The organism is Shewanella corallii (genome assembly GCF_023349125.1).
In the GTDB taxonomy this organism is placed as follows: domain Bacteria; phylum Pseudomonadota; class Gammaproteobacteria; order Enterobacterales; family Shewanellaceae; genus Shewanella; species Shewanella corallii.
Genome location: NZ_JAKIKT010000001.1, coordinates 461,144 through 487,490 on the forward strand (window position 1 = coordinate 461,144; position 26,347 = coordinate 487,490).

General features: G+C 50.9%; 20 protein-coding genes. 11 read left to right on the forward strand and 9 right to left on the reverse strand.

Annotated features, from left to right (window positions below; translation table 11 throughout):
• Window positions 1-152 precede the first annotated feature (152 nt).
• The 6 genes from L2725_RS01900 to L2725_RS01925 all read right to left on the reverse strand — a co-directional run bounded on the left by L2725_RS01900 (window position 153) and on the right by L2725_RS01925 (window position 6,822).
• Window positions 153-3,992, reverse strand: a complete 3,840-nt coding sequence (locus tag L2725_RS01900; protein WP_249247371.1) for a S8 family serine peptidase — start codon at window positions 3,990-3,992, stop codon at window positions 153-155.
• 235 nt (window positions 3,993-4,227) lie between these two features.
• Window positions 4,228-4,689: a transcriptional regulator AsnC gene (gene asnC, locus L2725_RS01905; RefSeq protein WP_115138097.1), complete on the reverse strand. Its 462-nt coding sequence runs from the start codon at window positions 4,687-4,689 to the stop codon at window positions 4,228-4,230.
• Window positions 4,690-4,810: 121 nt separating this feature from the next.
• Window positions 4,811-5,488, reverse strand: a complete 678-nt coding sequence (gene rluA, locus L2725_RS01910; RefSeq protein ID WP_249247372.1) for a bifunctional tRNA pseudouridine(32) synthase/23S rRNA pseudouridine(746) synthase RluA — start codon at window positions 5,486-5,488, stop codon at window positions 4,811-4,813.
• 114 nt (window positions 5,489-5,602) lie between these two features.
• Window positions 5,603-5,890, reverse strand: a complete 288-nt coding sequence (locus tag L2725_RS01915; RefSeq protein ID WP_249247373.1) for a hypothetical protein — start codon at window positions 5,888-5,890, stop codon at window positions 5,603-5,605.
• Window positions 5,891-5,914: 24 nt separating this feature from the next.
• Window positions 5,915-6,415 carry a class I SAM-dependent methyltransferase gene (locus tag L2725_RS01920; RefSeq protein ID WP_249247374.1) on the reverse strand — a complete coding sequence of 167 codons (501 nt, stop codon included), beginning with the start codon at window positions 6,413-6,415 and terminating at the stop codon, window positions 5,915-5,917.
• Entirely contained in the window at window positions 6,412-6,822 is a 411-nt protein-coding gene (locus L2725_RS01925; protein WP_249247376.1) for a hypothetical protein, read from the reverse strand. The genes L2725_RS01920 and L2725_RS01925 overlap by 4 nt, the downstream gene beginning before the upstream one ends.
• A gap of 346 nt (window positions 6,823-7,168) precedes the next feature.
• On the opposite strand from L2725_RS01925, the gene fccA reads away from it, so the two are divergent.
• From fccA to L2725_RS01940, 3 genes are all read left to right on the forward strand, one after another.
• Window positions 7,169-8,953 (forward strand): fumarate reductase flavoprotein subunit FccA, encoded by a 1,785-nt coding sequence (fccA, locus tag L2725_RS01930; protein ID WP_249247377.1) that lies wholly within the window; start codon window positions 7,169-7,171, stop codon window positions 8,951-8,953.
• Window positions 8,954-9,148: 195 nt separating this feature from the next.
• A complete protein-coding gene (locus L2725_RS01935; RefSeq protein ID WP_249247379.1) occupies window positions 9,149-10,138 on the forward strand; it encodes a 2-hydroxyacid dehydrogenase in 990 nt (329 codons plus the stop codon).
• A gap of 82 nt (window positions 10,139-10,220) precedes the next feature.
• Window positions 10,221-10,958, forward strand: coding sequence for a dienelactone hydrolase family protein (locus L2725_RS01940; protein WP_249247381.1), 738 nt, complete (start codon window positions 10,221-10,223; stop codon window positions 10,956-10,958).
• Between the two features lie 64 nt (window positions 10,959-11,022).
• Here the strand turns inward: L2725_RS01940 and L2725_RS01945 are convergent, their stop codons facing one another.
• Window positions 11,023-11,544 carry a DUF3332 domain-containing protein gene (locus tag L2725_RS01945; protein ID WP_115138089.1) on the reverse strand — a complete coding sequence of 174 codons (522 nt, stop codon included), beginning with the start codon at window positions 11,542-11,544 and terminating at the stop codon, window positions 11,023-11,025.
• Window positions 11,545-11,838: 294 nt separating this feature from the next.
• Between L2725_RS01945 and L2725_RS01950 the strand changes: the two genes are divergently transcribed.
• The 4 genes from L2725_RS01950 to L2725_RS01965 all read left to right on the forward strand — a co-directional run bounded on the left by L2725_RS01950 (window position 11,839) and on the right by L2725_RS01965 (window position 18,805).
• Entirely contained in the window at window positions 11,839-12,582 is a 744-nt protein-coding gene (locus L2725_RS01950; RefSeq protein ID WP_249247383.1) for a spermidine synthase, read from the forward strand.
• Window positions 12,583-12,750: 168 nt separating this feature from the next.
• The gene (locus L2725_RS01955; protein WP_249247385.1) at window positions 12,751-15,150 is read left to right on the forward strand and encodes a TonB-dependent receptor; all 2,400 of its coding nucleotides are present in this window, start codon (window positions 12,751-12,753) and stop codon (window positions 15,148-15,150) included.
• Between the two features lie 59 nt (window positions 15,151-15,209).
• Window positions 15,210-17,231 carry an alkyl/aryl-sulfatase gene (locus tag L2725_RS01960; protein ID WP_249247386.1) on the forward strand — a complete coding sequence of 674 codons (2,022 nt, stop codon included), beginning with the start codon at window positions 15,210-15,212 and terminating at the stop codon, window positions 17,229-17,231.
• A 32-nt stretch (window positions 17,232-17,263) separates the two neighbouring features.
• A complete protein-coding gene (locus L2725_RS01965) occupies window positions 17,264-18,805 on the forward strand; it encodes a DUF1254 domain-containing protein (RefSeq protein WP_249247389.1) in 1,542 nt (513 codons plus the stop codon).
• Between the two features lie 25 nt (window positions 18,806-18,830).
• On the opposite strand, the gene L2725_RS01970 is transcribed toward L2725_RS01965, so the two are convergent.
• On the reverse strand, window positions 18,831-19,793 hold the full coding sequence (locus tag L2725_RS01970; RefSeq protein ID WP_249247390.1) for an AraC family transcriptional regulator: 963 nt from the start codon (window positions 19,791-19,793) through the stop codon (window positions 18,831-18,833).
• 113 nt (window positions 19,794-19,906) lie between these two features.
• Between L2725_RS01970 and L2725_RS01975 the strand changes: the two genes are divergently transcribed.
• Window positions 19,907-21,109: an iron-containing alcohol dehydrogenase gene (locus tag L2725_RS01975; protein ID WP_249247392.1), complete on the forward strand. Its 1,203-nt coding sequence runs from the start codon at window positions 19,907-19,909 to the stop codon at window positions 21,107-21,109.
• Window positions 21,110-21,390: 281 nt separating this feature from the next.
• On the forward strand, window positions 21,391-22,908 hold the full coding sequence (locus L2725_RS01980; protein ID WP_249247393.1) for a leucyl aminopeptidase: 1,518 nt from the start codon (window positions 21,391-21,393) through the stop codon (window positions 22,906-22,908).
• 58 nt (window positions 22,909-22,966) lie between these two features.
• Here the strand turns inward: L2725_RS01980 and L2725_RS01985 are convergent, their stop codons facing one another.
• On the reverse strand, window positions 22,967-23,395 hold the full coding sequence (locus L2725_RS01985; protein ID WP_249247394.1) for a DUF6985 domain-containing protein: 429 nt from the start codon (window positions 23,393-23,395) through the stop codon (window positions 22,967-22,969).
• 319 nt (window positions 23,396-23,714) lie between these two features.
• On the opposite strand from L2725_RS01985, the gene ahpC reads away from it, so the two are divergent.
• Together ahpC and ahpF are read left to right on the forward strand one after the other, a co-directional pair.
• Window positions 23,715-24,284 carry an alkyl hydroperoxide reductase subunit C gene (gene ahpC, locus L2725_RS01990; protein ID WP_249247395.1) on the forward strand — a complete coding sequence of 190 codons (570 nt, stop codon included), beginning with the start codon at window positions 23,715-23,717 and terminating at the stop codon, window positions 24,282-24,284.
• Window positions 24,285-24,723: 439 nt separating this feature from the next.
• Window positions 24,724-26,289 carry an alkyl hydroperoxide reductase subunit F gene (ahpF, locus tag L2725_RS01995; protein ID WP_249247396.1) on the forward strand — a complete coding sequence of 522 codons (1,566 nt, stop codon included), beginning with the start codon at window positions 24,724-24,726 and terminating at the stop codon, window positions 26,287-26,289.
• Window positions 26,290-26,347 lie beyond the last annotated feature (58 nt).

A 26,347-nucleotide genomic window follows, 5' to 3' on the forward strand; every position in this document is an offset into this window, starting at 1 on the left:
TTGTGTTTTAATCCGATAGAGAACGCTGAATTCTTATACGCCCTAAAGACTGTTGTAGCACAAACAAAAGCGGAGAGTGAGGGAGCAAGAAAATAAAAAGAGAGGCAAGTTTGCCTCTCTTTCATTTAACGCTGTTTACTTACTCTGAAAAGTTACTTGAACTTTCTGCGCAGCATTGCCAGAGGCAGCAGCAGTATTGTCAGCCAGCCCATGGAGCCGCCGTTATCATCATCAACATTAACCACTGGTTTAGCTGAGACGTTAACTTCAACAGATACGGCTTCAGAGTCAACTGTTCCATCTGAAGCTGTTACTTCAAACGTCAATTGACCCGGAGCAGGAGCGTTGAAGCTAATAGTGCTTCCATCCTGTGTAAAGGTAACGTCAGAACCAGAAGTCTGAGTCCAGGTGAACTCCAATGCATCAGCATCAGCATCGACAGAAGCGACGTTAACGCTTACCGAGTTACCCTCAATAACATTAAACGAGTTACCAGTAAGCACTGGTGCGTCATTAATGTTTTTGACGGTCAGTGTCACCATCGTCTTGTCAGAAGGCAAATCACTTCCATCTTCAACACTATAGCTGAAACTGTCAGTACCAAAGAAGTCTTTGTTTGGGGTATAAACAGCTGCGCCGTCAGTTCCCAGTTCCAAAGTACCATTAGTTGGTTCGTCAACTACCGCAACATTCTCAAGTTTTCCAGCTGGACCAACCGGAACCAAACGTTGAGCTTTGGCTGTGGTTGCACCATCTGTGATACTGGTACGTGCCAGCTTGTAGTCCGCAGTATCATTGTCCAGAACATTGAATTCAGCTTTATCATCCTCATCCAGAGTTACAGAATCCGCTGAGGTTGGCGTATTCTCAGTTGCCTGAACTTTGTAGGTCACTTCGATAGTACCACCTACCTGACTGCCAAGTTGAACCAAGTCGCCATTGGCTACTGCGCCGCCCTCACCGTTGTAGTGATAAGTTACACCTACACTACCTGCGATGTTTTCTGCACCGATGGATACATTAGACGGAATGCTTTGTAGCTCAGGATAGGTGAAGAAAATGTCTTCTTCAGTACCCAGCTTAATCCAGGTCAGGAAGGTGTGAGTATTGCCGGAATCATCGTCCCACAATTGGACTTTGTTCCACTCCACAGCAAGGTATGGTTCACCACCCAGTGTGAAGCTGGCAATTGCAATACTACCGCCGCCGGAGTCACCTTCATCAGCGCCATCAAGGTCATAATCCGCCCAGAACGGAGCAAGGATGTTGTTTGGTGCGATACTGTTTGGCAGCTCTCTGTTGTTCCAGGTGCCGCCTGTCTCTCCACCGCCAACGACAATAATACCGTTATCACTGATGGTAATTCTGTCATAGCTTGCGCCGTTATAGACAAAGCTTGATACGTTGAAGGTAAATGCGGTTTCATCGCATCCGCCTGCGCATGCTAGAGGGGTCACGCCCAGATCAACAATACTGACGCCACCCAGAGAAGTGCCACTTGCCAGTTCTGCTGTCATTTCAGGCAGGTCCAGTTTACCGGTCCAGGCAATACGACCCAGTTCAGTATTAACTTCAGTACCGTAAGTAGACGCCCCAGTGGTCACAAGGTCCACATCATCAGCCGAAGTTAGCTTGGTTCCTTCAGGAACATAGGCTTGCATGGTCACAGTATCTTCAAACACTGAGTTGTTGACCATTGCCTTTACTTCAAAAGGCTCTGCAGCGTTAAGTTCAGTACCTACTTCAACTGTGGAGATAAGGTTACTGTCACTGCTGTCTTTCGCCAAAACGGCGATTGGTAAGTGTGCATCCTGGGCAGCACCGGTAAACATTACTTTACCAAATACCCAATCACCGGAAGCGCTCAGGCTGGTATCAACTTTTACTGTGAACTCTGCAGATGCACCGGCCTCAAGTTCAAGAGTGCTTGGCATAACAGTTACAGCGGCACCATCTGCCATGGCTGACAGTGTCCATGTCGTTGCTTCATCTGATTTATTGTGTACCGTGCGGGTAAAGGTGCACTCAGTAACGCAGGAATCAATTGCAATTGAGCCTTTGTCGAAGGTCAGTACTGCATTAGCGGCAGCAGCAAGGTCCATGCGGCCTGCGCCCATTGCAAATGGCGTCGCCGCTGACATATTGTCGTCATCTTTGATTCCATCGGTTTGAGCGGTAGACATCAAAGCAGTTTTGATATCAACGGCTGACCAATCTGGCTTGAGCTGCTTCATAATAGCTGCAGCACCAGCTACATGTGGGCTGGCCATACTGGTTCCTGTCTTAAAACCAAAGTCTCCGCCGTCGGCATCTGGAGAAGCGGCTGACAAGATAGATGTGCCAGGTGCAGCAATATCGGGCTTCAGCACATTCTCGTCACCATTAGGTCCACGAGAGCTGCTTGAGTTGATCATATCGGCAAAATTGTTGTCCACTATACGTGAGACTTCAGAGCCGATAGTACCCTCATCGCCTTCGCTCCAGGATTCCAATACGCTGGCACCGTCAGCTTTTGAAATCATTACGCCTGCAAGTGGGGCATCCGGCATAAACATCGAAATTGGTGCGCCATCATTGCTGTTGTATACCACCATGGCGACAGCGCCCGCGTCTGCAGCATTCTGTGCCTTTTGAGTAAAGGTACAGGCTCCGCGCGAAATTAACGCAATGCTGTCCTTAAAACTATCTGCTTCAAATGCATCACAGCCTTCGAAGTTATCTGCATCAATTACCGCTGCTGCACGTATTTCAGCAGTAATATCTTCGTCCAAAGCCACCGGGCTGTTTGAGTTGATGGCTAACAGGTCTTCACCACCGAAGGTGAAGTTATTGGCAAAGAAGCGACCAGCAGTGCTATTCGCTACTGCAATACCTGATTCGATACAGGCAGGGCAACCGATAGTCTTGGCACCATTACCGTCGTTGCCTGCGGCAGAAACCACGACAACACCTGCTGCTTCAGCAGCCTCAAAAATTGGCTTGTATACGCTTCCTGCAGGGTTAGCACCTGCGCCACCACCCCAGGAGTTGTTGATAACATCCGCACCATCTTCAATGGCGTACTCCAAGGCTTCCATTAACATGGCGTTGGAGCCACTACCGCGGTTACAGTCTGGACCGTTGTACAGGGCCTTGTAGGACATCAGGTAAGCGCCGGGTGCAACACCCGAAAGCTCTACTTCAATTCCATCTTGCTCGGTAGTTACTCTATTACCCACAGCAGAACCTGCCACGTGGGTACCATGACCACCATAGCCCAATGGGCTCAGGTATTCGTCTTCACAGACGGCGAATGTCGGTGCTGACCAGCGAGCTACGATCAATTTGTTATTACAGAAACTGGAATCAACTGTAGAGCAGTAATCATTGGTAGGCAGATCGGCAGGAGCTTCAAAGCCTTCTCCGCTGAACATTGGGTTTTCCGGACGAATACCGCCATCAATGATAGCTACACGAACGCCTTTACCGGCATTTTCCATGCCGGACACAGCTTGCCACATAGCATCAGTGTTAATGACTGCCAGCGATGCGTCCATTTGAGCGTAATACATCTCTTCCGGATAAATCGCTTTTACGCCGGGAATCGATTTCAACACGTCCAGATTGATTTGGGCGGCACTGATAGTCATACCGTTGAAAATGGTATCAAAACGTTTTTCAACTTTTACACCCGGTAGCTTTTGAGATAATTGGCTGACAAAGGCATTCTGTTCAGCGTTTATTTGCTTGAGATGGCTCTCAAAGCTGGGTGCGTTGCGCATTTGCTGCAGTTGGTTACCCGGTAGTTCGCTGACATTGCCAAAGGCCTTGGCGATGGAATCAGCTTCTAACTCTACGATGACTCTCTGCTGCGAGGCAGTTTTAATTTTGCTGTTGTTATAGGTCTTGACCGAAGTCAGTTCTGGGGTGTGACCCTTGATTACAGGTGTCGCGGCAAGCGCAGCACTTGAAAGCAAAGCTGTGGAAATGGCAATTGCCAGAGGTGTCTTCACGATTTCCGTCCTTGTCAATGTTGATCTAATTGTTATTGGTTTAGTTTTCCCCTCGATTTCATCGAATGAACGAGAAGAGAACACTCTATTTACCACAAATTAAACACTTGGTTAACAATTGTATTAATACATTTTGTGTATAGATACAGATCACTTTTGAATAGAAGGTCGTTCAGAAGGGTGGGAAGAATGCATCTGGAGTGATGCATTCCATGCATTGGGCAATGCAATGAGATTAGGGCTTAACGGCCCTGACGATAGGGTTTTGCAGGCTGATCAGCGTTTCAGTAGATTGGATTTCGTCGATAGATTGAATGCGATTGATCAGTACGTGCTGCAGTCCATCAATTGATTGACACATGACTTTGACAAATATGCTGTAGTTGCCTGTGGTGTAGTAAGCCTCTACTACCTCTTCCAGCGCATTCAATTTGGCGAGGGCGGAAGGGTAATCGCCAGCGCTTTTCAGGTTAATTCCGATAAAACAGCAGACGTCATATCCCAGCGCTTTTGGGTTTACTGTGATTTGGGCACCCGTGATGATATTGGCCTGCTTCATTTTTTCCACCCGCACATGGATGGTACCGGCACTGACGCCGAAGCGCTTTGCCAGTTCCGCAAATGGGGTTCTGGCATCTTTCATCAAGGCTTCGAGGATCTGATTGTCCAGCTTGTCACGTTGATATGAGACTTCCATTGTAAATTGCTACTTTCGTTTTTATTTAATAAGCAATTTACGGTTTTCGCTGAAAATATGCCACTTAATAATCTGAGATTGTGAAGCATCTTCAACAGCGACTTAATCAACGACAAACTGATTACTGATCGCCAACATGTGTTTCAAAAGGAACAGTGGCATTGAACGTCATCGGCTCTCCCGTATAGGGGTGAGTGATAGTCAGCTCAGCAGCGTGCAGCAGTAAGCGGTCCGCCAGGCTTTTGGCCAGAGGATCAGCATAGAAGCCATCACCCAGAATGGGATGACCCAGGGCCATCATATGTACTCTCAACTGGTGCGAACGGCCGGTAATCGGTGTCAGTTTGACCAGTGTTGAGCGTTTGCCATAACTGACAACATCATAGTGGGTCAGTGAGGGCTTACCTATCTGGTGATCAACTTTTTGCCTGGGGCGATTGGGCCAGTCGCAAATCAAAGGCAGGTCAACACTGCCACCCTGGGGGCGAACATGTCCCGCCACTCTTGCGTAGTAAATCTTATGGGTTTCTCTGTCTCTGAATTGACGTTTTAGTTCGCGCTCAGCATTGCGGCGCAGTGCCACTATGATAACACCGGAAGTTGCCATATCCAGGCGGTGCACTATCTGGGCATTGGGATGTTTATCCAGAATGCGGGCATAGATACTGTCTCTGTGGGCCGGATCCCGGCCGGGAACAGACAAAAGGCCGGACGGTTTATCAACCACCATGATGTCTTTGTCTTCATGGAGGACATTGAGCCAGGGATCCGTGGGTGGTCGATAGATAAAGTCAGGCATTTGGGTTCACGACAGGTTAAAAGGCGCCGCAAAGATACTCACCTTCGCCTGTTAACGCAAGTAAAGACAAAAGGCGATGACCTGACTCTTTGGGTTAATTTTGTGAGGGTCTATTCAGAAGCCTTTGCCACCCACATGCATGATGGCAAAAGTCCAGACGACGAACGCCAGAGGACCATGCACCAGGGCATAGAAAAACTGATCCAGGCGTCCCATGCCATGGGCGTACCAAATCAGGTAGATGTGTTGAATCAGCACCAAAGGGAAGAGTATGAACAGGGGGTAATTGGCAAATGCCGAGCCGGGAGCAAACAGGAGGGCGGCGATAATGGCCCATAACACCATGGCTACTGTGGTCAGTGGTGGTGCCATCAGGCGGTAAGCGTCCGGATAGGGAAACACAGCCTCTCCTTATGTCGGTATCTGTTACTCCGGTTTGCGGGCGACCAGTTGTGCCTTGAAGTGCCCCAGGCTCAAACCCGTTTGATATCCTTCAAAGTAATGTAATGGCTGCCAATTGGCAAATGTCTGTTGCAACTCATTTTTATTGAGTAAAAATGCCGGATTTCTGGGGCGTCCTATGCTTGCCTGCTCCCAGGTAAAGGTCTCATAAACCAGAATACCTTTTGGCTTGATACAGTCGGCAATGGCTGGCATCAGCGGTCGATGCAGATAGTTAAATACCCATACGCTATCGTATCGTTCCCGGCCCAAATCTATGATGCCGGTTTCCAAATCAAGCTCAATCAACTCAGCCAGTGGATGTTGCCTGGCCTCCGGCAACAAACGACTTAACTCTTTATCGATAAAAGTGACTTTGTGCCCAAGCTCCAGTGCTTTCAGGCCTCTGTGACCTGTACCACAGGCGAGATCCAGAAAATGGCCCGGAGATCCAGGCCAGGGAAAGTGTTGCAGCAGATCTGTCATCCTTTGATCTCCTTGTTACTTTCGAGTCGGCGACGATGAACGATAGAATAGTGCCTTAGCCCGGATGGACCATGAGAAACCACTACTGACAACAGCAAAATGATGATAAATAGTACGGATTTATACTCGGGCAGGGGAATAAACAGTGCCAGCAGAACCACCTTCATTATGGTGAGTACCCCCTTGAGTTGGATAAGCCAACGCCAGTCTCTAATCACTTCCCATAACATCAGTGCGCTGCCGGTGATCATTGCTATAACCCAGTAGTTCATCCACTGTGACTGAGGAACGCCAAGCAAAATTCCACCACCACTGCCGGCAATACCGAGAATATGCAGTGCCCGCAAACTGGTTTTACCCAGCCGTTGCACCCAAAACTGCTTTTCAGATATCGATGACTTTTTCATCTGTGATCTATCACCGCAAAACGTAAAGATTAACAAGATAATGGCTTCGAAAGAACGGGCAGGGATCACATCGCGTCGGTATTGGATGTGGCAGTCTCTACGCGAATAAACCCTATTGAGGATGAAATCACAGAGTTTTTTGTCAGAATTCTACATGGATTACAGTTTTTTACTCCTGTTGTATCAATAAGATAGTTTTGTGACCCGCTTATCTATACCCCTATTTAGATAGTGCTATGTTTTTAACGCGAGGCGGCATCTTATCGGTTTAAATTCTTGTTTTGCAGTGTTTTGGTTGCCGCCTGGGTTAGACCTGCAGATCAAATGGATGGGGAGCAAATTAATCATGAAATCTGTGTTGCGCAAAACTGCGTTGGCGGCTCTGGTGTCAGCCTGTATGAGTGGATTGGCTTACGCTGATGCCGAATATCTGGCAGATTTTCACACTGAAATGGGCGGCTGTGAAAACTGTCACGCCTCTGAGCAGGGACCGACTGATGACAATCTCAAGTATGAGAACAGTCAGTGCGTCAGTTGTCACGGTGACTTGAAAGAAGTCGCAGCCAATGATCCAAAAGACATAGTTTCACCTCACTCCTCACACCTGATTGGTGATATCGCCTGTACTTCATGTCACAAAGGCCACGAGAAGTCAGTGGCATACTGTGACGCTTGCCATAGCTTTGGTTATGACATGCCGTTCCAGGGCAAGTGGGAGCGTAAGTTTGTTCCTGTAGACGCCGATAAGAAAGCCCAGGATCAGGCTATTGCTGCCGGTCCAACTGAATCTACCGATGTAGTGGTTATTGGTTCCGGTGGTGCCGGTCTGGCCGCTGCAGTTGCTGCCCGTAACGACGGTGCCTCAGTTATCCTGTTGGAAAAAGAGCCTATCCCGGGTGGTAACACCAAGCTGGCGGCCGGTGGTATGAACGCTGCTGAAACCAAGCCTCAGGCCAAATTGGGTATCCAGGACAAGAAGTCCATCATGATTGAAGACACCATGAAAGGTGGCCGTAATCTGAATGACCCAGAGTTGGTTAAAGTACTGGCCAATAACTCTTCTGACTCCATCGACTGGCTGATGGCTATGGGCGCAGACATGAACGACGTGGGCCGCATGGGTGGCGCCAGCGTTAACCGTTCCCACCGTCCAACCGGTGGTGCCGGTGTGGGTGCCGAAGTGGCTCAGGTGTTGTGGGATGCCGCCATCGAACGTGGTACCGATATTCGCCTGAACAGCCGCGTAGTTCGTATTCTGGAAGCCGGTGGCAAGGTAACTGGCGTGCTGGTGAAAGGTGAGCACACTGGTTACTACGTGATTAAGACTGATGCCGTAGTACTGGCTACCGGTGGTTTTGCCCGCAACAATGAGCGTGTTGCCAAGTATGACGCCAAGCTGAAAGGCTTTGCGGCGACCAACCATCCAGGTGCAACCGGTGACGGTCTGGACGTAGCCATGCAGGCCGGAGCTGCTACCCGCGATCTGCAGTACATTCAGGCTCACCCAACTTATTCTCCTGTTGGTGGTGTCATGGTGACTGAGGCTGTACGTGGTAATGGTGCGATTCTGATTAACCGCGAAGGTAATCGTTTCGTCAACGAAATCACCACCCGTGACAAAGCCTCTGCTGCCATCCTGGCTCAGAAAGGCGCCAGCGCTTATCTGGTATTCGATGACTCAGTGCGTAAGTCTCTGAGCAAGATTGAAGGCTATGTTCACCTGCATATCGTTGAGGAAGGCAAGACGCTGGCCGATCTGGCCAAAGAGATGGGCGTGCCTGCCAAGAATCTGGAAACCTCTGTTGCTGCCTACAATAAGTCTGTAAAAGCAGGTAAGGATGAGCAGTTTGGTCGTCCAAACATGCCTCGTGAACTGAATCATGGCCCTTACTATGCCATCGAAGTTAAACCCGCAGTTCACCACACCATGGGTGGTGTGGTAATCGATACCAAGGGTGAAGTGAAAGACGCCAAGGGCAACATCATCAAGGGCTTATATGCAGCCGGGGAAATTACCGGTGGTGTGCACGGAGCCAACCGCCTGGGTGGTAACGCCATCTCTGACATCGTGACCTTTGGTCGCATCGCGGGTAAAGATGCTGCCCAATATGCCGAGAAGGCTGGCAAGTAACTCCAGAGTAATTGCCTGACACATTCCAAACAAATGCCAGGGCATTGATACCGTCTCTCGTCAGAGGGAACTGAAATAGCGACCTTCCGGGGTCGCTTTTTTATTGCTGTTTTTCCGCCCGACAAGAGCAGGACAAAGCCTGCCCGATGCAATACACTCAATGTCTCTTCATGAGTCCTGCGGTAGGAGACAGCAATGAAAATCGGTTTCTTCAGTGCCAAGCACTATGACATGCAACATTTCAATGCCATCAAACAGGAGTATGACGCCGGGATTGAGTATTTCGACCTGAGATTGAGTGCCAAAACTGTGCTGCTGGCGAGGGGATTCGAGGTGATCTGCGCTTTTGTCAATGACGACTTGAGCAGTGATATCCTGGAAGAGCTGGCTGCCCATGGCACCAAAGTAATCGCCATGCGCTGTGCTGGGTTCAACAATGTGGATCTGCAAGCTGCCAAACGCCTTGGCATGCAGGTGGTGAATGTGCCTGCCTACTCGCCTGAGTCTGTGGCGGAGCACACCATTGCCATCATGCTGACCTTGAATCGCAAAATTCACAAAGCCTATCAAAGGACCCGGGATGCCAATTTCAACCTGGACGGTTTGGTGGGTTTCAATATGTTTGGCAAAACCGTGGGCGTCATTGGTACAGGTAAAATCGGTCTGGCCACCATACGTATTTTGCTGGGCTTCGGCTGTAAGGTGCTGGCTTTCGATCCCTATCCCAATCCAGAGGTGGAAGCCCTGGGCGTTCCTTATGTGTCTCTGGATGAGATGTTTCCCCAATGCGATATCATCAGTCTGCACTGCCCCCTGACGGATGCCAATCATCATCTGTTAAATGCCGCGAGCTTTGCCAAAATGAAACGGGGGGTCATGGTGATCAATACCAGTCGTGGCGGCTTGCTGGATGCATTTGATGCCATGGAAGCTTTGAAGACTGGCCAGCTTGGCTCCCTCGGACTGGATGTTTATGAAAACGAGCAGGATCTGTTCTTCGAGGACAAGTCCAACGAAATTATTCAGGATGATGTATTCCGCCGTTTGTCGGCTTGCCATAATGTGGTATTCACAGGTCACCAGGCCTTTTTGACCGATGAGGCACTGGACTCCATTGCCAATACTACACTCAGTAATGCCAGAGCTGTGCTGGACGGAAATCGAAGCGGCAATGAATTGTTTTAAAAAGATATAATCATAATGACGGCGGCACTTCAGGAATAAGTAAAGACGCCGTCAGTTCACTGGAAGATCAAGGAAGCGAAAGATGAAAGTGACCCGCGAAGTCCATGATGTCGAGACCCTTACAGGCACCATGCGAACCTATCTGTACCGTCCGGATCGGGAGGGGATCTTCCCCAGCCTTATTTTCTATTCAGAGATTTTTCAGCACACTGGCCCCATATCAAGATTGGCGACTCTGCTTGCTGGTCATGGTTTTGTGGTGCTGGTTCCTGAGGTGTTTCACGAGCTTAATCCCATAGGCACAGTGCTTGGTTATGACGACGCCGGTAAGGATAAAGGCAATGAAGATAAGCACACCAAGCCGCTGGAGAGTCATGATTCAGATACGGTGGCACTGGTGGACTTTGCCCGGGCTCAGGAGTTTTGCTCCAGTCAGATAGGGGCCATAGGTGTGTGTATCGGTGGTCATCTGGCATTCAGAGCCGCGCTGAATCCGGATGTTCGCGGTGCCTTTTGTCTTTATGCGACTGACCTGCACTCAAATACCTTACCCTGTGAAGCGGGCAATCAGACTCTGATGCGCTGCGGTGATATTCAGGGGGAACTGCAACTGGTGTTTGGCCGTCAGGATCCCCATGTGCCGGTGGAAGGCCGTGAGCTTATCTACCGGGAGCTGAATGCCCAGGAGTGTAACTTCAGTTGGACTGAGGTAAACGCCGAACATGCCTTTATGCGGGATGAGGGCGACAGGTATGACCCAGAGTTATCCCTGTTGATGTGCCAGAAGGCAGTAGCCTTCTTTAAGAGGGTGTTGTTGTAGGTCACCCGTCATGAATACAAAAAAGGGCAGCCGAGGCTGCCCTTTTTACTGAATGCGTCAACGATTACGCGCGCTCAGCCACATAAGCTTCCAGTTCAGAAGTGCTTACGCTGGCAATGAATTGACCGTCCAGGTAAAAATCAACCATTTCACCCTGCTTACGACCTGTCATTACCTGCTGGCTGCCATCTTCAAAAGTCATGGTCATCGCCAGAGTATCAGCATCCACTGCTGTCATACGGGCTTGAGTCAGCTTAACCGGAGCAGTAGTCAGATCTTTATCCAGCTTGTCGTTTACCTTGATGATAGAGTTGATTGGAGTATCAACCAGGGCTGGAGACTTGCCGGTAATTGGGTTTTTACCAGTCCAGAATTCGATGCTGTTGAAAATGAACAGGTCAGCAGTGGCTGCAATACCGTATACAGGGGCCATCAGCATGTACAGACCGGCACGGCCATAACGGTTGTCAACTACGCTCAGGTTGCCTTTGGTCACCAGGCCGCTCAGACCCATTTGTCCCATACAGCCAGCCAGTTGAGTACAGATCAGCAGCGCAACACCAGCGCCAACTTTGCTCAGTTTCATAAATTCAATCCCGAAGTGAATAGTCATTAATATTTGGAGCGCAGATTCTAACCATGGGCGAGATTGTGACTGTGTCTTTGCTCACATCTTTTGGTTAGTGAATTGGGCGTATTGGTAGTGGGTTTGTAGTGATTGTCTGTGGGTGTTTGCAGGTGTTGTCCTTTGGTGTGGTGAGCCGGGTGTTGGCTTCCTACCGTTTACACTTGTGTGGTGATTGTCGCTGCTGCAACCTGGTGGCGACAGAGCGTATAATCCCACGCTTTAATCTAGCGAAAATTGATATAAGGCGACTCAATGTCTGATTATTCCCTGTTGTGGCAGGGCGAGGATGCACTGGGAGAGATCCGGGTGTTGGAGGATGACCAGTACCGTATCTTGTCCTTTGGTGACAGTGATGAGCAGAGCAAGCAGTTGAAGGCGGCTCCCCATATTCCCCAGCACACTTATATTCAGGGGATGTTGCTCAGTCTGATGTTTATGAAGCCTAAATCAGCCATTGTGCTGGGGCTGGGCGGCGGTTCTATGCTGCATGCTCTGCGTCATTATGATGCAGGTATTAAACTCAGTGCAGTGGAGCTTAGACCGGCGGTGATTGAGGCGGCCAAACGATACTTTCGGGTACAACCCAGTAAAAAACTGCAATTAATCGAAGCTGATGCGCTGACTTTTCTGCAGCAGGCTGAGCATAAGCGTACAGACCTTATCTTTGCTGATATCTATACCAATGATGGCGTGGATGAGAGCCAACTGTCCCAGGCCTTTATTGATGGTGCGCTGCGATTACTCAAGGCTGACGGCATACTGGTACTTAATTGCTGGAAAGAGCACAGTCGGGATGATGCTCTGCTCGCCAGACTGAAAGCTTGTTTTGCCCAGGTTTACGCCTGTCTTACGTCCGGCGGCAATTGGGTGATCTTTGCGGCACGGGCAGCGGGCACCCTGAGAGAAGATAGTCTCAAATCTGCCGCCGATGACCTGTCAGATAAGCTGGACTATCAGGTATCCCGCAGTCTGAGCCGTTTCGGTCCCTGGGAATAAAACGGCTTTAGTATTACTTTTCATCAGTTTACGTCAACTGTCACTTTGAGGTTGACGCAAACTGTCGCTTTTCGACAAAAACCTGTCGGCTGATAACAATTTTTCAACACGCTGTTCGTCCAGTATGCAGTTATGGGCGATAACGCATAGAAGAAAAGGCTGATAAGCATGTCGACATTCAAATCACTTCCCTCTAATCCAACTTTGTTGGCCTGTCTGGTTTCATTGAGCTTGTCACCATTGGCGGCCATGGCCGAAGAGGCAGAGCAGCAGGGGAAAACCCTCGAAGTTATCGAAGTTACAGCGCAAAAGCGGGTGGAGAGCCTGCAGGATGTGCCGGTTTCCATCACTGCGGTAAATGGCGACATGCTGGTGGAAAACAATATCGCCCAGATGGAAGAGATGGCCGCCTATGTGCCCAACTTTACCGTGACCAAATCCGGTCAGGGTTACAACATCTATATGCGCGGGCTGGGATCCGGTGCCAACCAGGGCTTTGAGCAGACAGTCGGAACCTATGTAGACGGTATCTACCGTGGTCGTGGCGTGCTGATGCGCAGTGCGTTTCTGGATCTGGAAATGGTAGAAGTACTGCGTGGCCCCCAAAGCATACTCTTTGGCATGAATACCACGGCAGGCGCCTTGAATCTGACCACCAAAAATCCCACGGATATCTTTGAAGCCGGATTGGCCACCAGCTATTTTACCGAAGGGGACAAGGTTGATTTTGAGGGCTTTATTTCCGGCCCGCTGACTGACACCCTGAATGCCCGCTTGGTGACCCGCTATGAAAACGATCAGGGCTATATCTACAATACCGCCACTGATGACACCATTCCTGCCAGAGAGAGCCTGGCAACCCGCCTGACGCTGGACTGGAACCCGACTGACTCCTTCAATGCCAATCTTAAGCTCCAGCATGACAGCGACACGATTAAAGGGCGTCCTCTGGTGGTGGTCGCAGAACCTGCACTGGTGGAGGCCAATTCTCCTTTGCTGGCCCAGCTTGGCTATTACACTTTGAGCCATGATACCGCCAGAACCAACCCGGCGCTGGGTGAAAAGGAGCGGGAAGACGCCAGCATAGATTACGTTACCCTGGATATGTCCTGGGATCTGGGCAATCACAGCTTGGATGCGGTGACAGGCTGGCAAAGTTATGAACTGAATGGCAGTAAAGATCAGGACTCCACCGCCCGGGCATTGATGTACTCTCCTGAGTTTGAAGAAGCCTATGACCAGTTCAGCCAGGAAGTCCGCCTGACCTCAGATCTCGGTGGAGATCTCGAATATATTGTCGGTGCTTATTATCAGTCCAGCGAACTGACCTACACCGAAAATTCTGCTGTATATCCGCTGGCGGTGAGAGGGCTCAGAGACTATGCCAGCGACTCAGACCTCTGGGCAGTGTTCGCCCAGCTGGACTATCAACTGACAGACAAGTTGAGTGCCACACTTGGGCTCAGATTTACAGATGAGCATAAAGAGGGGCGTAAGCGCATGGATCTGGTTGATCCGGTGACAGGTACGCCCATTGCACAAATGCCACTGGTGAAGCCTGCTGCGCTGGCATCAACTCTGGATGCATTCGGACTGCCTGGTCTGCCGGGGCCTGCTTATGTCGCCATGTTGGGCCCGAACCTGCCATATCTTGACCCTTTACTGTTCGGCACGCCGACTCAGAATGTTGCCAACCCGCTGGTGGGCACCATAGAACAACATGATATCGCTGCCGAACGCGATGACAGCCATGTCACCCCTTCTGTCACCGTCAGCTATGACCTGGGCGACAGCATGGTTTACGCCAGTGTAGCGACTGGTGTTAAAGCCGGGGGTTTTGATGCCCGCTCCAATCTGGCAGGTAACTTCGAGTTTGAAGCCGAAGAGGTTATCTCCTACGAAATTGGCAGCAAAATGACTCTGGCCGGCGGCGCCGCTGAACTAAACCTCGCCGCATTTGTGATGCAGTTTGATGATCTGCAAACCTCTGTGTTCGACGGCAGCCTGGGCTTTGTCGTGGAGAATGCCGGTGAGGCAACCACTCAGGGAATTGAGCTGGACGGTCGTTGGTTGCTGACTGATGAGCTGACCCTGTCAGGCAGCGTGGGTTGGACAGACTTCAACTGGGACTCTTTTAAGGGAGCCAAGTGCTTTACCAGTACCGTGTTGGTGCCGGACAACATAGAAGCCAATGGCAAAACCTGTGACCTGACCGGCGAAACCAATGCCCTGGTACCTGAGTTCAGTACCAGTATGCGGCTGGACTATGTCACCTATATCTTTGGTGACTGGGAGTGGCGCACAACACTGGATGTGAACTATCAAACCGAAGTTTACACTGCCACAGATCTTAATCCTCTGACCAAACAGGATGCCTTTGCCAAGGTCAATGCCCGCACAGCCATTATCTCTGACTCAGGTTGGGAGCTGGCGCTGGTGGGGAAAAACCTGACCGACGAAATCACCTCAAGTTTCGCGTTTGACACGCCGCTGACCCCTGGTGTGTACAGCCAGATGGTTGATCCGGGACGCAGCATAGGTGTGCAGGCCCGCTACTACTTTTACTAGTCAGAGATTCAATCATCAGGATGGCAGTGCTGCAGGGAAAGCGGCGAAAGAGGTAAGTCATGGATAAATCGTTGAACATCAGTAAGAAGCCACCCAGGGCCGGCAGTTTTCACTCCTTTCGCAGCGCTGTGACTTTGGGTTGCGCTGTCGCCCTTCTGGTGGGGTGTGGTCAGGCTCAGGAAAAACCGGATGCAGATTCACTGCAGGCCTCAGTGGCAACTTTGGATGCACATCAAAAGGTCAGGGAAAGCCTGCCGTTCGATGACACCCGGGACTTTGAGCTGGCCAGAAAAGGTCTGATAGCTGAGGCCAAAGAGATAGATATCTATCGGGATGGGCAGAAGATCTGGTCGGCAGAGTCTTTTGATTTTCTAAACGGTGCTGAAGCTGCCCAAACGGCCAACCCAAGTCTTTGGCGTCAGGCGCAGCTGAACAATATCCGTGGTTTGTTTGAGGTGGTGCCGGGTATCTATCAACTGCGTGGATTTGATCTGGCCAATATGACCTTGATCGAAGGGGAGTCGGGTTGGATAGTGGTCGATCCCCTGACATCAAAGGAGTCTGCCCAAAAGGCGCTGGAGTTCGCTTTCTCTCATCTGGAGCGCAAGCCTATCAAGGCGATCATCTTCACCCATGCTCATATCGACCATTTTGGTGGCGCACTGGCGGTGGCCAGTCTCGAACAGGTGCTGACCGGTGAAGTCGCTGTCATCGCCCCGGAAGGGTTTATGGAAGAGGCTACCAGTGAAAATATTATCGCCGGTATTGCCATGGGGCGCAGAGCCGGACTCATGTATGGCTCCCATTTGCCGGTTGCGCCGGATGGGTATATAGGCAGCGGATTGGGCAAGGGCCCAGTGATGGGAAGCTTTGGCATTCTGCCGCCAAACCGGGTGATTACTGAAACTGGTGAAACCGTGACCGTCGACGGTATCGAGATAGAGTTTCAGATGACGCCGGAAACCGAGTCTCCCTCTGAGTTCACCTTCTACCTGCCCCAGTTTAATGCTTTCTGCGGTTCCGAGCTGGTATCCCGCAACATGCATAACATCTACACCCTGAGGGGAGCCAAGGCCCGGGATGCTGTGCGCTGGAGTCACTATATCGAAGAGGCTCGTCAGCTGTTTGCCGGTGCGGACGTTTACTTTGCCAGTCATCATTGGCCCTTGTGGGGACAGGGGGAGATCCAGGACTTCCTGACCAAGCAGCGGGATATCTACCGGTTTGTGCATGACCAAACGGTACGTTGGTTCAATATGGGGCTCAATGCCGAGGAGATCGCTGAGCGTATTGAGCTGCCACCGTCACTGGTTCAGAACTGGTCTACCCGGGGTTACCACGGCTCTCTGAAACACAATGCCAAAGCTGTGTATCAATTCTATCTGGGCTGGTATGACGGCAACCCGGCCAACCTTGATCCCTTGCCTGCTGAGCAGTCGGCGTCCAAATATGTGCGTCTGATGGGGGGTGCTCAGGGAGTAATAACCGCAGCAAAGGCGGCTATTGATGAGGGCGAGTATCGTTGGGCGGCTGAGCTGCTGAATCGTCTGGTATTTGCCGATGCCGATAACGCAGACGCCAAAGCTTTACTGGCAAAGGCTTATACCCAGTTGGGTTATCAGGCGGAGGCGGGATCCTGGCGCAACTCCTATCTGGTGGCGGCTCAGGAACTGGCTGGGGGAATGCCGGATAAAGGGGTCGACCTTAACACTATGCGTGATGTACTGGCCCAAACCTCGGTAGATAAGTTCTTTCAGTCGCTGGCGGTCAGGCTAAAGGCTGAAGACGCCGATGAGGTCACCACCAAAGTCAGGATCTCTTTCAGCGATCTGGATCAGCACTACCTGCTGTGGATTGAGAACGCGGTGATGCACTTTAAGGCGGTGGATGCTGATGCCAGCTCGGATGTCGGCGTGGTGCTGACCCGACCCCTGCTGGTGGATATGTTGACCGGACAGTTGGGTATTCAGCAGACGCTCTTTTCTGACAACCTGGATGTACAAGGTAACCCTCTGACATTAATTGACTTTCTATTGTTGTTCGAACAGCCGGATGGCAAATTCAACCTGGTCACTCCCTGAGGGATCGGAACAGAAGATAAAGGATTAATCCAATGACAATAACAAAATCTCTGCTTGCTACTGCCGTGGCCGCCGGGCTGGCCTTTTCAGCCCCTGTGGCGCTGGCCGAACAGAAGGCTCCTCAACAACAGGCGATGGCCGCCAAGGGGCATCCAATTCTCAATATGTTCAAGGTGAACAACCATGAGTTTCAGGGACTGATTAAAGAAGCCGATGCCAAAGCTAAAGAGGAGTGGGCCTATGCCACAGGTATTCAGGCATTTATGTTTGCCATTCCCATGGTGATGATGGATGTGCAGCGGGATCTGCGTATGAATCCTGTAATTCTGGAGCGCATCAAAGACACCTGTCCCTGTGCCGCCCCCGGCGAGTGGGGACATTACTCAGGTTTGGCTACCGCCAAATCAAAAATGCCCTATACCCCAAACCCGGATACGGTTTACTCAGGCCTTTACGCCAATTTGGCGGATGAACCATACATTATGAAGGTGCCGGATATTGAAGAAAGGTACTTCTCGGTTCAGGTGGCTGACGCATATCTGGTGAACCAGCACTATATCGGTACCCGCGCCACTGAAGGCAAGGGCGGTTATTTTGCCCTGGTTGGGCCTGACTGGCAGGGTGAATTGCCGGATGGTGTGGTAGAGATGCGCATGCCCAATGACTCTGCCATTGTCGCACTGCGAATCGCTTCCTACTCCAACAATCCGGATGAGGTGGCTCAGGTACGCAAGCTGCAACAGAAGTTTGATGCCATGCCATTGTCTCAATTTGGTTTGAGCAAGGCCGAGCGCGAGAAGCTACCTGCGCCTGTGCTGAATCTGCCTGAAACCCGTCTGAAAAAGGGTGAACTGGCGTTCTATTCCTATCTGTCGCAGTTGTTGAGGGAAAACCCACCGGTAGGGGAAAACCGCGCCATCCTCAACAGCTTCAAACTCATAGGTCTGAGCGATTCCCAGGCATTTGATCCGGCAAAACTGGATGAACCCACCAAGCGAGGGCTTGCGCGCGCCATGAAAGCCGGTATCGACATCATTAAATGGAAGGTGAAGTTCCGCGGTACCCAGTCGGAAAACAAGTGGAATGTGGATTTTGTCGGCGGCGATTATGGCACTGACTATCTGGCCAGAGCTGAAGGCGCTGTACAGGGGCTATTTGTGCACTCTCCCGAGGAAGCTGTGTACTTCCATACCTATTCAGATATCAACAATAACCTGCTTCAGGGGGCTGATAACAAGTATGTGCTGCACTTTGAGAAAGGCCAGTTACCCACCTCATTTGAAGGAGGCTTCTGGTCTATCACTCTCTACGGTGATGATTATCAGTTGGTAGACAACCCCATCGACAGATATGCCATTCGCAAGAGCACTGAAGGTCTTAAGTATAACAAGGACGGCTCGCTGACTCTCTACCTGCAAAGCACCGCGCCGGAAGGGCTCGAGTCCAACTGGCTACCGACTCCTGAGCAGGGGATTTTCCGTCTTAATATGCGTGTGTATCTGCCTACAGATGATGTACGCAGCTGGGATACCGTAGAGGGATTCCTGCCCGGCGTAGTACCGGTTAAACAGTAATTGCAGACGAGCCCCGGTAAGGGGCTCAGGCACTGTATTGCTTGGGGGACACACCTGTCCATTGACGGAAAGCCCGGGTGAAACTGCTTTGATCGGCAAAGCCCAACATCAGGGCGATTTCGGTCAGGGGCAGCTTCTTTTCCGCCACCAGTTTAATCGCCAGATGGTGACGACAGTCGTTGAGCAGCTGGTTGAAGCTGACCCCTTCTTTCTTCAAATGTCGCTGCATGGTTCGCACGCTCATATTCAGATGAGCGGCGGTCATCTCGGCATCGGGTTGATCGAACAGCATATGGTCAAGCAGGTATTTCTGGACCCGGGTGGCGAAATGGCTTTCGGTAAAACTGGCCAGGCGCTCGGTAATCCATTCATCCAGAGAGGCCGCCAGCGCAGGGTTGGCAAACATATGGGGTTTCAGCAGAGCGCTGCGCTCAAAGGTCAGTAGTGTCTCTGTGGCATCAAAGGTGACCGGGCAGCCAAAGAATTCGCTGAATGCAGTGACTTTCTCTGCTGAGGCTGGGTGGGAGAAGCTGACCGATTGAGGGCTGAACTCCTCGTCGACCATCAGCCTGAACAGCTTCACTGCAGTGGCACTGTAGGCCTCAATCGCCTCCGGGGCACAGGGCTGGTTCTCCGGCGGAATGCTGATGGCGAGTGACAGTAAGTCTCCATTGTCACGTATATCAATATCAGCCACATCTGTGGTGTGGCGGAAATAGCGAATACAGCGCTGCAGTCCCTCCAGTACATTGCGGCTGGAGACCATGGCAATCCCGGGAGCGCTGTATGTGGAGGGCTGAAAATAGCGGGTCAGGGTCAGGGCGATGCAGGGATCACCAGTTTGTTCAACCGCCAATTGCCAGACCTCGGCCATTTGACGAACCGGAAACCGGGCTTCACTGTCCCGTTGAACGTCTTCAAGGTTGAGTCTTGCCTGTCGGAAAACGGCGGTTGCATCGACTCCATAGCTCGCGATCGACCTGGCCATTAAAAGCGCCCAGGTTCCTATGGTTGAAGGAGTTTTTGGGATCAGTGTTGTCATGTTTTTGTTAATTTTGTGACAGTGCATTGGGTATACCATAAATGCATAAGTGAGGACATATGTTCAGGCTGAAAACAGGGTTTTGGTGGTTGGTGGTTAAGGCGATAAAGCTGGCTTCTTACGTTCTGCCCATGCAGATGCCTGCCATCTATTCCGGCCCCGGCGCCTGCCGTCAGTTAACGGCGTTTGTTGGTCGTGGCGGTTTTAACCATGTACTGCTGGTGACAGACAAAGCATTGACAGAGATTGGCCTGTATCAGCCTATGGTGCAGATGCTGGAGCAGGCTGGCGTCAGGGTTTCCGTATTTGATGAGGTGACGCCGGATCCCACCGACGAGCAGATAACCCGGGGAGCAGAGCGTTTTAAATCTCTGGGGTGTGATGCGGTAATCGGCGTTGGCGGCGGTTCTCCCATGGATGCGGCCAAGATGATAGCTGTGCTGCCATTTTTGAATAAGCCGGTAAACAAGTGCTCAGGGCTTTTGAGGATTCGCCGCAAGGGGGCGCCACTTTTTCTGGTGCCGACTACGGCGGGGACTGGCTCTGAGATCACCATAGCGGCTGTGGTGACTGTGGCCAGCTCTGGGGAAAAGTTGCCAGTTGCCGACCCGGTACTGCTACCGGAAGCGGCAGCGCTTGACCCTGAATTGATGACTGGGTTGCCGCCTGCTGTGACCGCAGCTTCAGGCTATGATGCGCTGACCCACGCGGTGGAGGCTTATATCTCAACCAATGCCACAAGGTCCACCGACAGATATGCCCTGAGTGCCGCCAGACTGATTTGGCACAATTTGCCTGTATGTATGAGCACGCCCGGTGATTTAGGTGCCCGCGAAGCCATGGCGATGGCCTCCTGTTATGCCGGAATCGCTTTCACCAAATCAGGACTGGGCTATACCCATGGTATTGCCCATCAATTGGGGGCTTTTTACCATGTGCCCCATGGTGTGGCTAACGCCATGGTGTTGCCTCATGTGCTCAGGTTTTCTCTGGCTAATTGTGCACCCAGACTGGCTGAACTGGCGAGACATTGTGGTGTTGGTGAGCCGGGCCAAGGTGATTTGGAGTTGGCGCGTGAGTTTATCGTCAAGCTGGAGCAGTTGCGGGAGTCTTTGGGATTGCCCGGTAAGTGTGAACAACTGACAGAGCGGGATTTCAGAGTGATCACTCAGCGCGCTTTTGCTGAGTCTCATATGCTCTATGCGGTGCCCAGGTATATGCAAGAGGAGGACTGTTACTCAGTCTTGCGGCAATTGGCATAACAAAACGCCCGGTAATAGCCGGGCGTTTTAGTGTGTTTTCACAGAAGGAATCAGATGAATGAGCTGACAGGCGGGTCATTTCTCCGCAGAGTCGAACGCTAACGCCATGATGAAACCCCTTTTATGCTTAAGTTATATTTCAGGTTGACGAAAGTTTGGGGGTTAAATGTAACTCATTGTTAATTCCCCTATTAATTTCTTAATTCATGTCACACTTTTTGTTATCCTGCGGCCCCAAAAAGCATAAGAACACAAATTAAAAAAACAAAAGAGTGCCCGCTATGAACAAGATACCTTTTACCCTGAGCCTGTTGGCTGCCTCCTGTTTGACCGCTGCCCCAGCCATTGCCGAAACCTTCAGTTTTGGCTCAGAACTGAATCAGGAACCCAAGACGTTGGTGCTGTTCCAACAGCAGGATGGCGAGCTGTACAGCGCTGCCAGCCTGCCAGCCGATACCAAGACCCAGATTAATCGTGCTGCCGAGGCTGCTCAGTTCAAGGGTTCTCAGGGACAAATGCTGGAAGTATTGGCTCCCAATGGGATAGAGGCTGGTCGCCTGGTGGTGATTGGTCTGGGTGACGACGCCCTGACTGAGGGAGAAATCAACACGCTGGGTGGAAAGCTGGCGACTAAACTGAACAGCTTGCCCAAGCAGCAGGTCGGTGTATTGACCCAGGGTATCGCTGACAGCCATGAGTTTGCGGCGCAATTTGCCCATGGTATTGAGCTGAAAAGCTATCGTTTTACCCATTACAAAGCGTCCGATGCCGAACCTAAGCACTTCCACCTGGTAGCGGATGATGCCAATGGTGCACAAGCTCTGCACAAGCAGTTGCAGGCCGTTGAAGCCGGTGTGTTCCTGGCCCGTGATATGACCAATATGACGCCGGAAGATCTGTACCCTGGCAGTTTCGCCGAAGAAGCGAAACAGCTGAAAAAACTGGGCGTTAAAGTCAAAGTGCTGGATATGGATGATCTGGAAGACCTGAATATGGGCGCTTTGGTTGGTGTAGGTAAGGGCAGTGAGCGCGAACCTATGTTGGTCGTCGCTCAGTGGCAAGGCAGTGATGATGCCCCTATCGCATTGGTAGGCAAGGGCATTACCTTCGACTCAGGGGGTTATAACATCAAGGCCACAGGTACCTCTATCGTCCGTATGAAGTCTGATATGGCAGGTGCCGCGACTGTGCTGGGCACGGTCAAAGCCATGGCGATGCAAAAAGCCCCTGTGAATGTGGTTGCGGTAATGCCACTGGCGGAAAATATGGTTTCCTCCAAGGCGCAGCGTCCTGGAGACGTGGTTAGAACTGCCGAGGGCAAAACGGTGGAAGTGACCAACACAGATGCCGAGGGTCGCCTGATCCTGGCTGACGGTCTCTGGTATGCCCGCGAGTATTATCAGCCACAAATGATTGTCGATGTAGCGACACTGACTGGCTCCAAGGTACGTGCACTGGGTCGTGAGTTTACCGGCCTGTTCAGTGATGACGCTCAAATGGTGAGTGAGCTGACTTTTGCCGGTGAGCGAGTGGGCGAAAAGCTGTGGCGTCTGCCGCTGGCCAAAGCTTATGGGGACGAGCTTAAGTCTGATATTGCCGATTTGAAGAATACCGGCAGCACTGCAGGTGCATCTGTTGCGGCTATGTTCCTGAAGGAGTTTGTCGGCGATAGCCGTTGGGCGCACCTGGATATCGCCGGTGATGCACTGACTTCATCCGGCACTGGCGTGGCACCTATTGGTGCAACCGGTCACGGTGTGCGATTGTTGAGTTACTGGCTGACAGAAGAGCAGCAGTAACAGCCTGATTTCGAAAGCCCCTGAGTTCAGGGGCTTTTTGTTAGGTTCAGTTGACCCTTCACCAGCATATATCCTGACCACCCACCTCATCTATTTGCCAGCGTGCCAAGCGTACTCCCAGACCATGCTCTGGATCCCAACGGCACTCAAACAACAGACCTATCTCTTCATCATCCTCAGATAGATCATTGATGATGATTCCGGTAGGGGTAAGTTGTTGCTTCAGTTGCTCTATGTCTATTGGCTCAACAACCTGACGCTCTTTTATTGTATCCAGATAATAGGCGTGAATTGCCCGGTAAACGGGGATCTCCAGTCGGCGCTGCAGAGAAATGAATTTATCCAGAGTTCGCCTTTGCCAGTCTTGTGGCGGCTTATCTGCGCTTCCCTCTACTATCAGCTGGACTTCAGCAGCCATCAGCTCACTGAACATCAGGGTGCGCCAGCCAAAACCTCTGAATGTCAGTTGTTCAAATATATGAATCATGTTTGTTCCTGGTGCTGGTATCTGAATAACAATAATCCGTACAAGTTTATCCACAAGCTTGAGTCCCTCGTGCTGACATGGTCAATCCGGAGATGCTCCCTGACTGTAAAACTGCTATCAGTTTCTAAAGTCGTCAGCCACTAATCGATTTTTCACTGATGCTATTTTGACTTATTGCAAAAACCGATTAGACCTATAGGTTTTATCTTCTTTCCTTAATCGAACGGTGCCCGTAATATGCATCTCAACGACGGGGCAATGACACCTTCCCCTACTTAAGAATTCTCAAAGATTCAACGATTAATGGAGCTTTAAAGATATGGCACAGTCTATCATCAACACCGAAATCAAGCCTTTCAACGCAACTGCTTTCCACAACGGTGAATTTATCTCCGTATCTGAGCAGGATCTGCTGGGCAAGTGGTCTGTAGTAATGTTCTACCCTGCTGATTTCACCTTTGTTTGCCCAACTGAACTGGGTGACATGGCTGACCACTACGAGAAGCTGCAGTCCATGGGCGTTGAAGTTTACTCAGTATCTACTGACACTCACTTCACTCACAAAGCATGGCACGACACTTCTGACACCATTAACAAAATCAACTTCCCAATGATCGGTGACCCAACCGGTGCCATCAGCCGTAACTTCGGCGTGATGATTGAGGAAGAAGGTCTGGCACTGCGTGGTACCTTCGTAATCAACCCTGAAGGTCAGATTAAAGTTGCTGAAATCCACGACCTGGGTATTGGCCGCAGCGCAAGCGAACTGGTTCGCAAAGTACAGGCTGCCCAATATGTTGCAACTCACGATGGTGAAGTTTGCCCAGCCAAGTGGCAGCCAGGTGAAGAAACTCTGGCTCCATCTCTGGACCTGGTAGGCAAGATCTAATCTGCCTAAACATGACAGGATGATGTAAGACACTGAGTAAGTTCCTCCATCTCTGCTCTGTGTCCTCATCACTGGATGGCCCGGGCTTTCACCCGAATGCCCGGGCCATTTTGTCTCTGCAATTCTTTATACCAATCCGTATAGGAGATTAGTCACTCAGCGAGAATTTAAAGGTGTGAAGACAATCAGAGCAATCGAAGGCCTATCGGGATAAATCAAGAGAGCTCTGGGCAGTATGCGCGCCTTTAAAACTCGCCCTTCGGGAGCCTGTCAGCCACACGATTACTGCACAAAATTGTTTAGCCATAGAACCACTATGTCGTCACCAATTTCGCTTGTACTCGAATGGGTGACATGGCTCTGATGAGATCAATCTTCTATGCGGATTGGTATTTAGCAGAGCATTTTTTAGAAATACCAGAAATTATCGGGAGTCATCATGTTGGATGCGAACTTAAAGAATCAACTGCAAACCTATCTGCAAAACCTCAAGAGCCCGGTTGAGCTCATCGTTTCTGCAGATGCCAGCCCAAAAGCACAGGAACTTGTGCACCTTGCTGAGGACATCGCTTCTCTGTCGGATCTGGTATCTGTAAAAAGTGAGTCAGGCGAGCGCACTCCTTCCATGAAGGTTACCGGTGTGCGCGGCACCAGCATCAGCTTCGCAGGTCTGCCAATGGGCCATGAATTTACCTCTCTGGTGCTGGCATTGCTGCACAGCGGCGGCCACCCCATCAAATTGACTGAAGAGCAAATCGCGCAAATTCGTGAGCTGCCTGGTGAGTATAAGTTCGAAACCTATGTGTCTCTGAGCTGTCAGAACTGTCCTGATGTTGTTCAGGCGCTGAACATGATGGCGGCCATCAACCCGAATATCACCAATGTGATGATTGATGGTGCCCTGTTCCAGCAAGAAGTGACTGAACGCAACATTATGGCGGTACCTTCTGTTTACCTGAATGGTGAGCTGTTCTCCCAGGGACGCATCTCACTGGCTGAGATCCTCAACCGTCTGGATACAGGTGCTGAGGCTCGTCAGGCAGAGGCGCTGGCCGAGAAAGAAGCCTTTGAGGTGCTGGTGGTTGGCGGTGGGCCAGCAGGTGCATCAGCTGCGATTTATGCTGCCCGTAAAGGTCTGCGAACCGGCGTACTGGCTGACAAATTTGGTGGTCAGGTGAGTGAAACTGTTGGTATCGAGAACTTTATCTCGGTGAAGTCCACGGAAGGTTCAAAGTTGGTCGCCAATCTGGAAGCTCACGTTCGCGACTATGATGTGGACGTGATGGACAACAACAAGGCTGTGGCACTGCGCAAGAATGGCTTGTTTGAAGTCGAACTGGCAAACGGCGCGGTACTGAAGAGTCGTACTGTACTGCTGGCGACCGGTGCCCGTTGGCGCGAAATGAATGTACCGGGTGAGCAGCAGTACCGTGGTAAAGGTGTAGCTTACTGCCCTCACTGTGACGGCCCATTATTCAGAGGCAAGAAGGTGGCAGTTATCGGTGGTGGTAACTCAGGTATTGAAGCGGCTATCGACCTGGCCAATATCGTTGAGCATGTGACTGTTCTTGAGTTTGACAGCAAGCTGCGCGCCGACGAAGTGCTGCAACGTAAAGCCAACTCTATGGGTAATATCACCATTATTACTCAGGCGATGACCACGGAAGTGCTGGGTAATGGTAAGCAGGTGACCGGTCTGAACTATACCGACCGTGCAACCGGTGACAGCCACCATGTTGAACTGGCTGGTATCTTTGTTCAAATTGGTCTTGTACCTAACTCCGAGTGGTTGAAAGACACCATTGAGCTAACACCTCGTGGTGAAATTATTGTCGATGGTCAGGGTCAAACTTCTCAGCCAGGCGTATTTGCCGCAGGCGATGTGACCAACTCTGCCTATAAGCAGATCATCATCGCTATGGGCAGCGGCGCTACCGCATCGTTGGGTGCCTTTGATTACCTCATCCGCAACAGCGAAGAGGAAGTCACAGAGGTTGCTGCTTAACCCTGGATTGAATTGAAAAAACGCCTGCTGAATGCAGGCGTTTTTGTTTGGAATAATC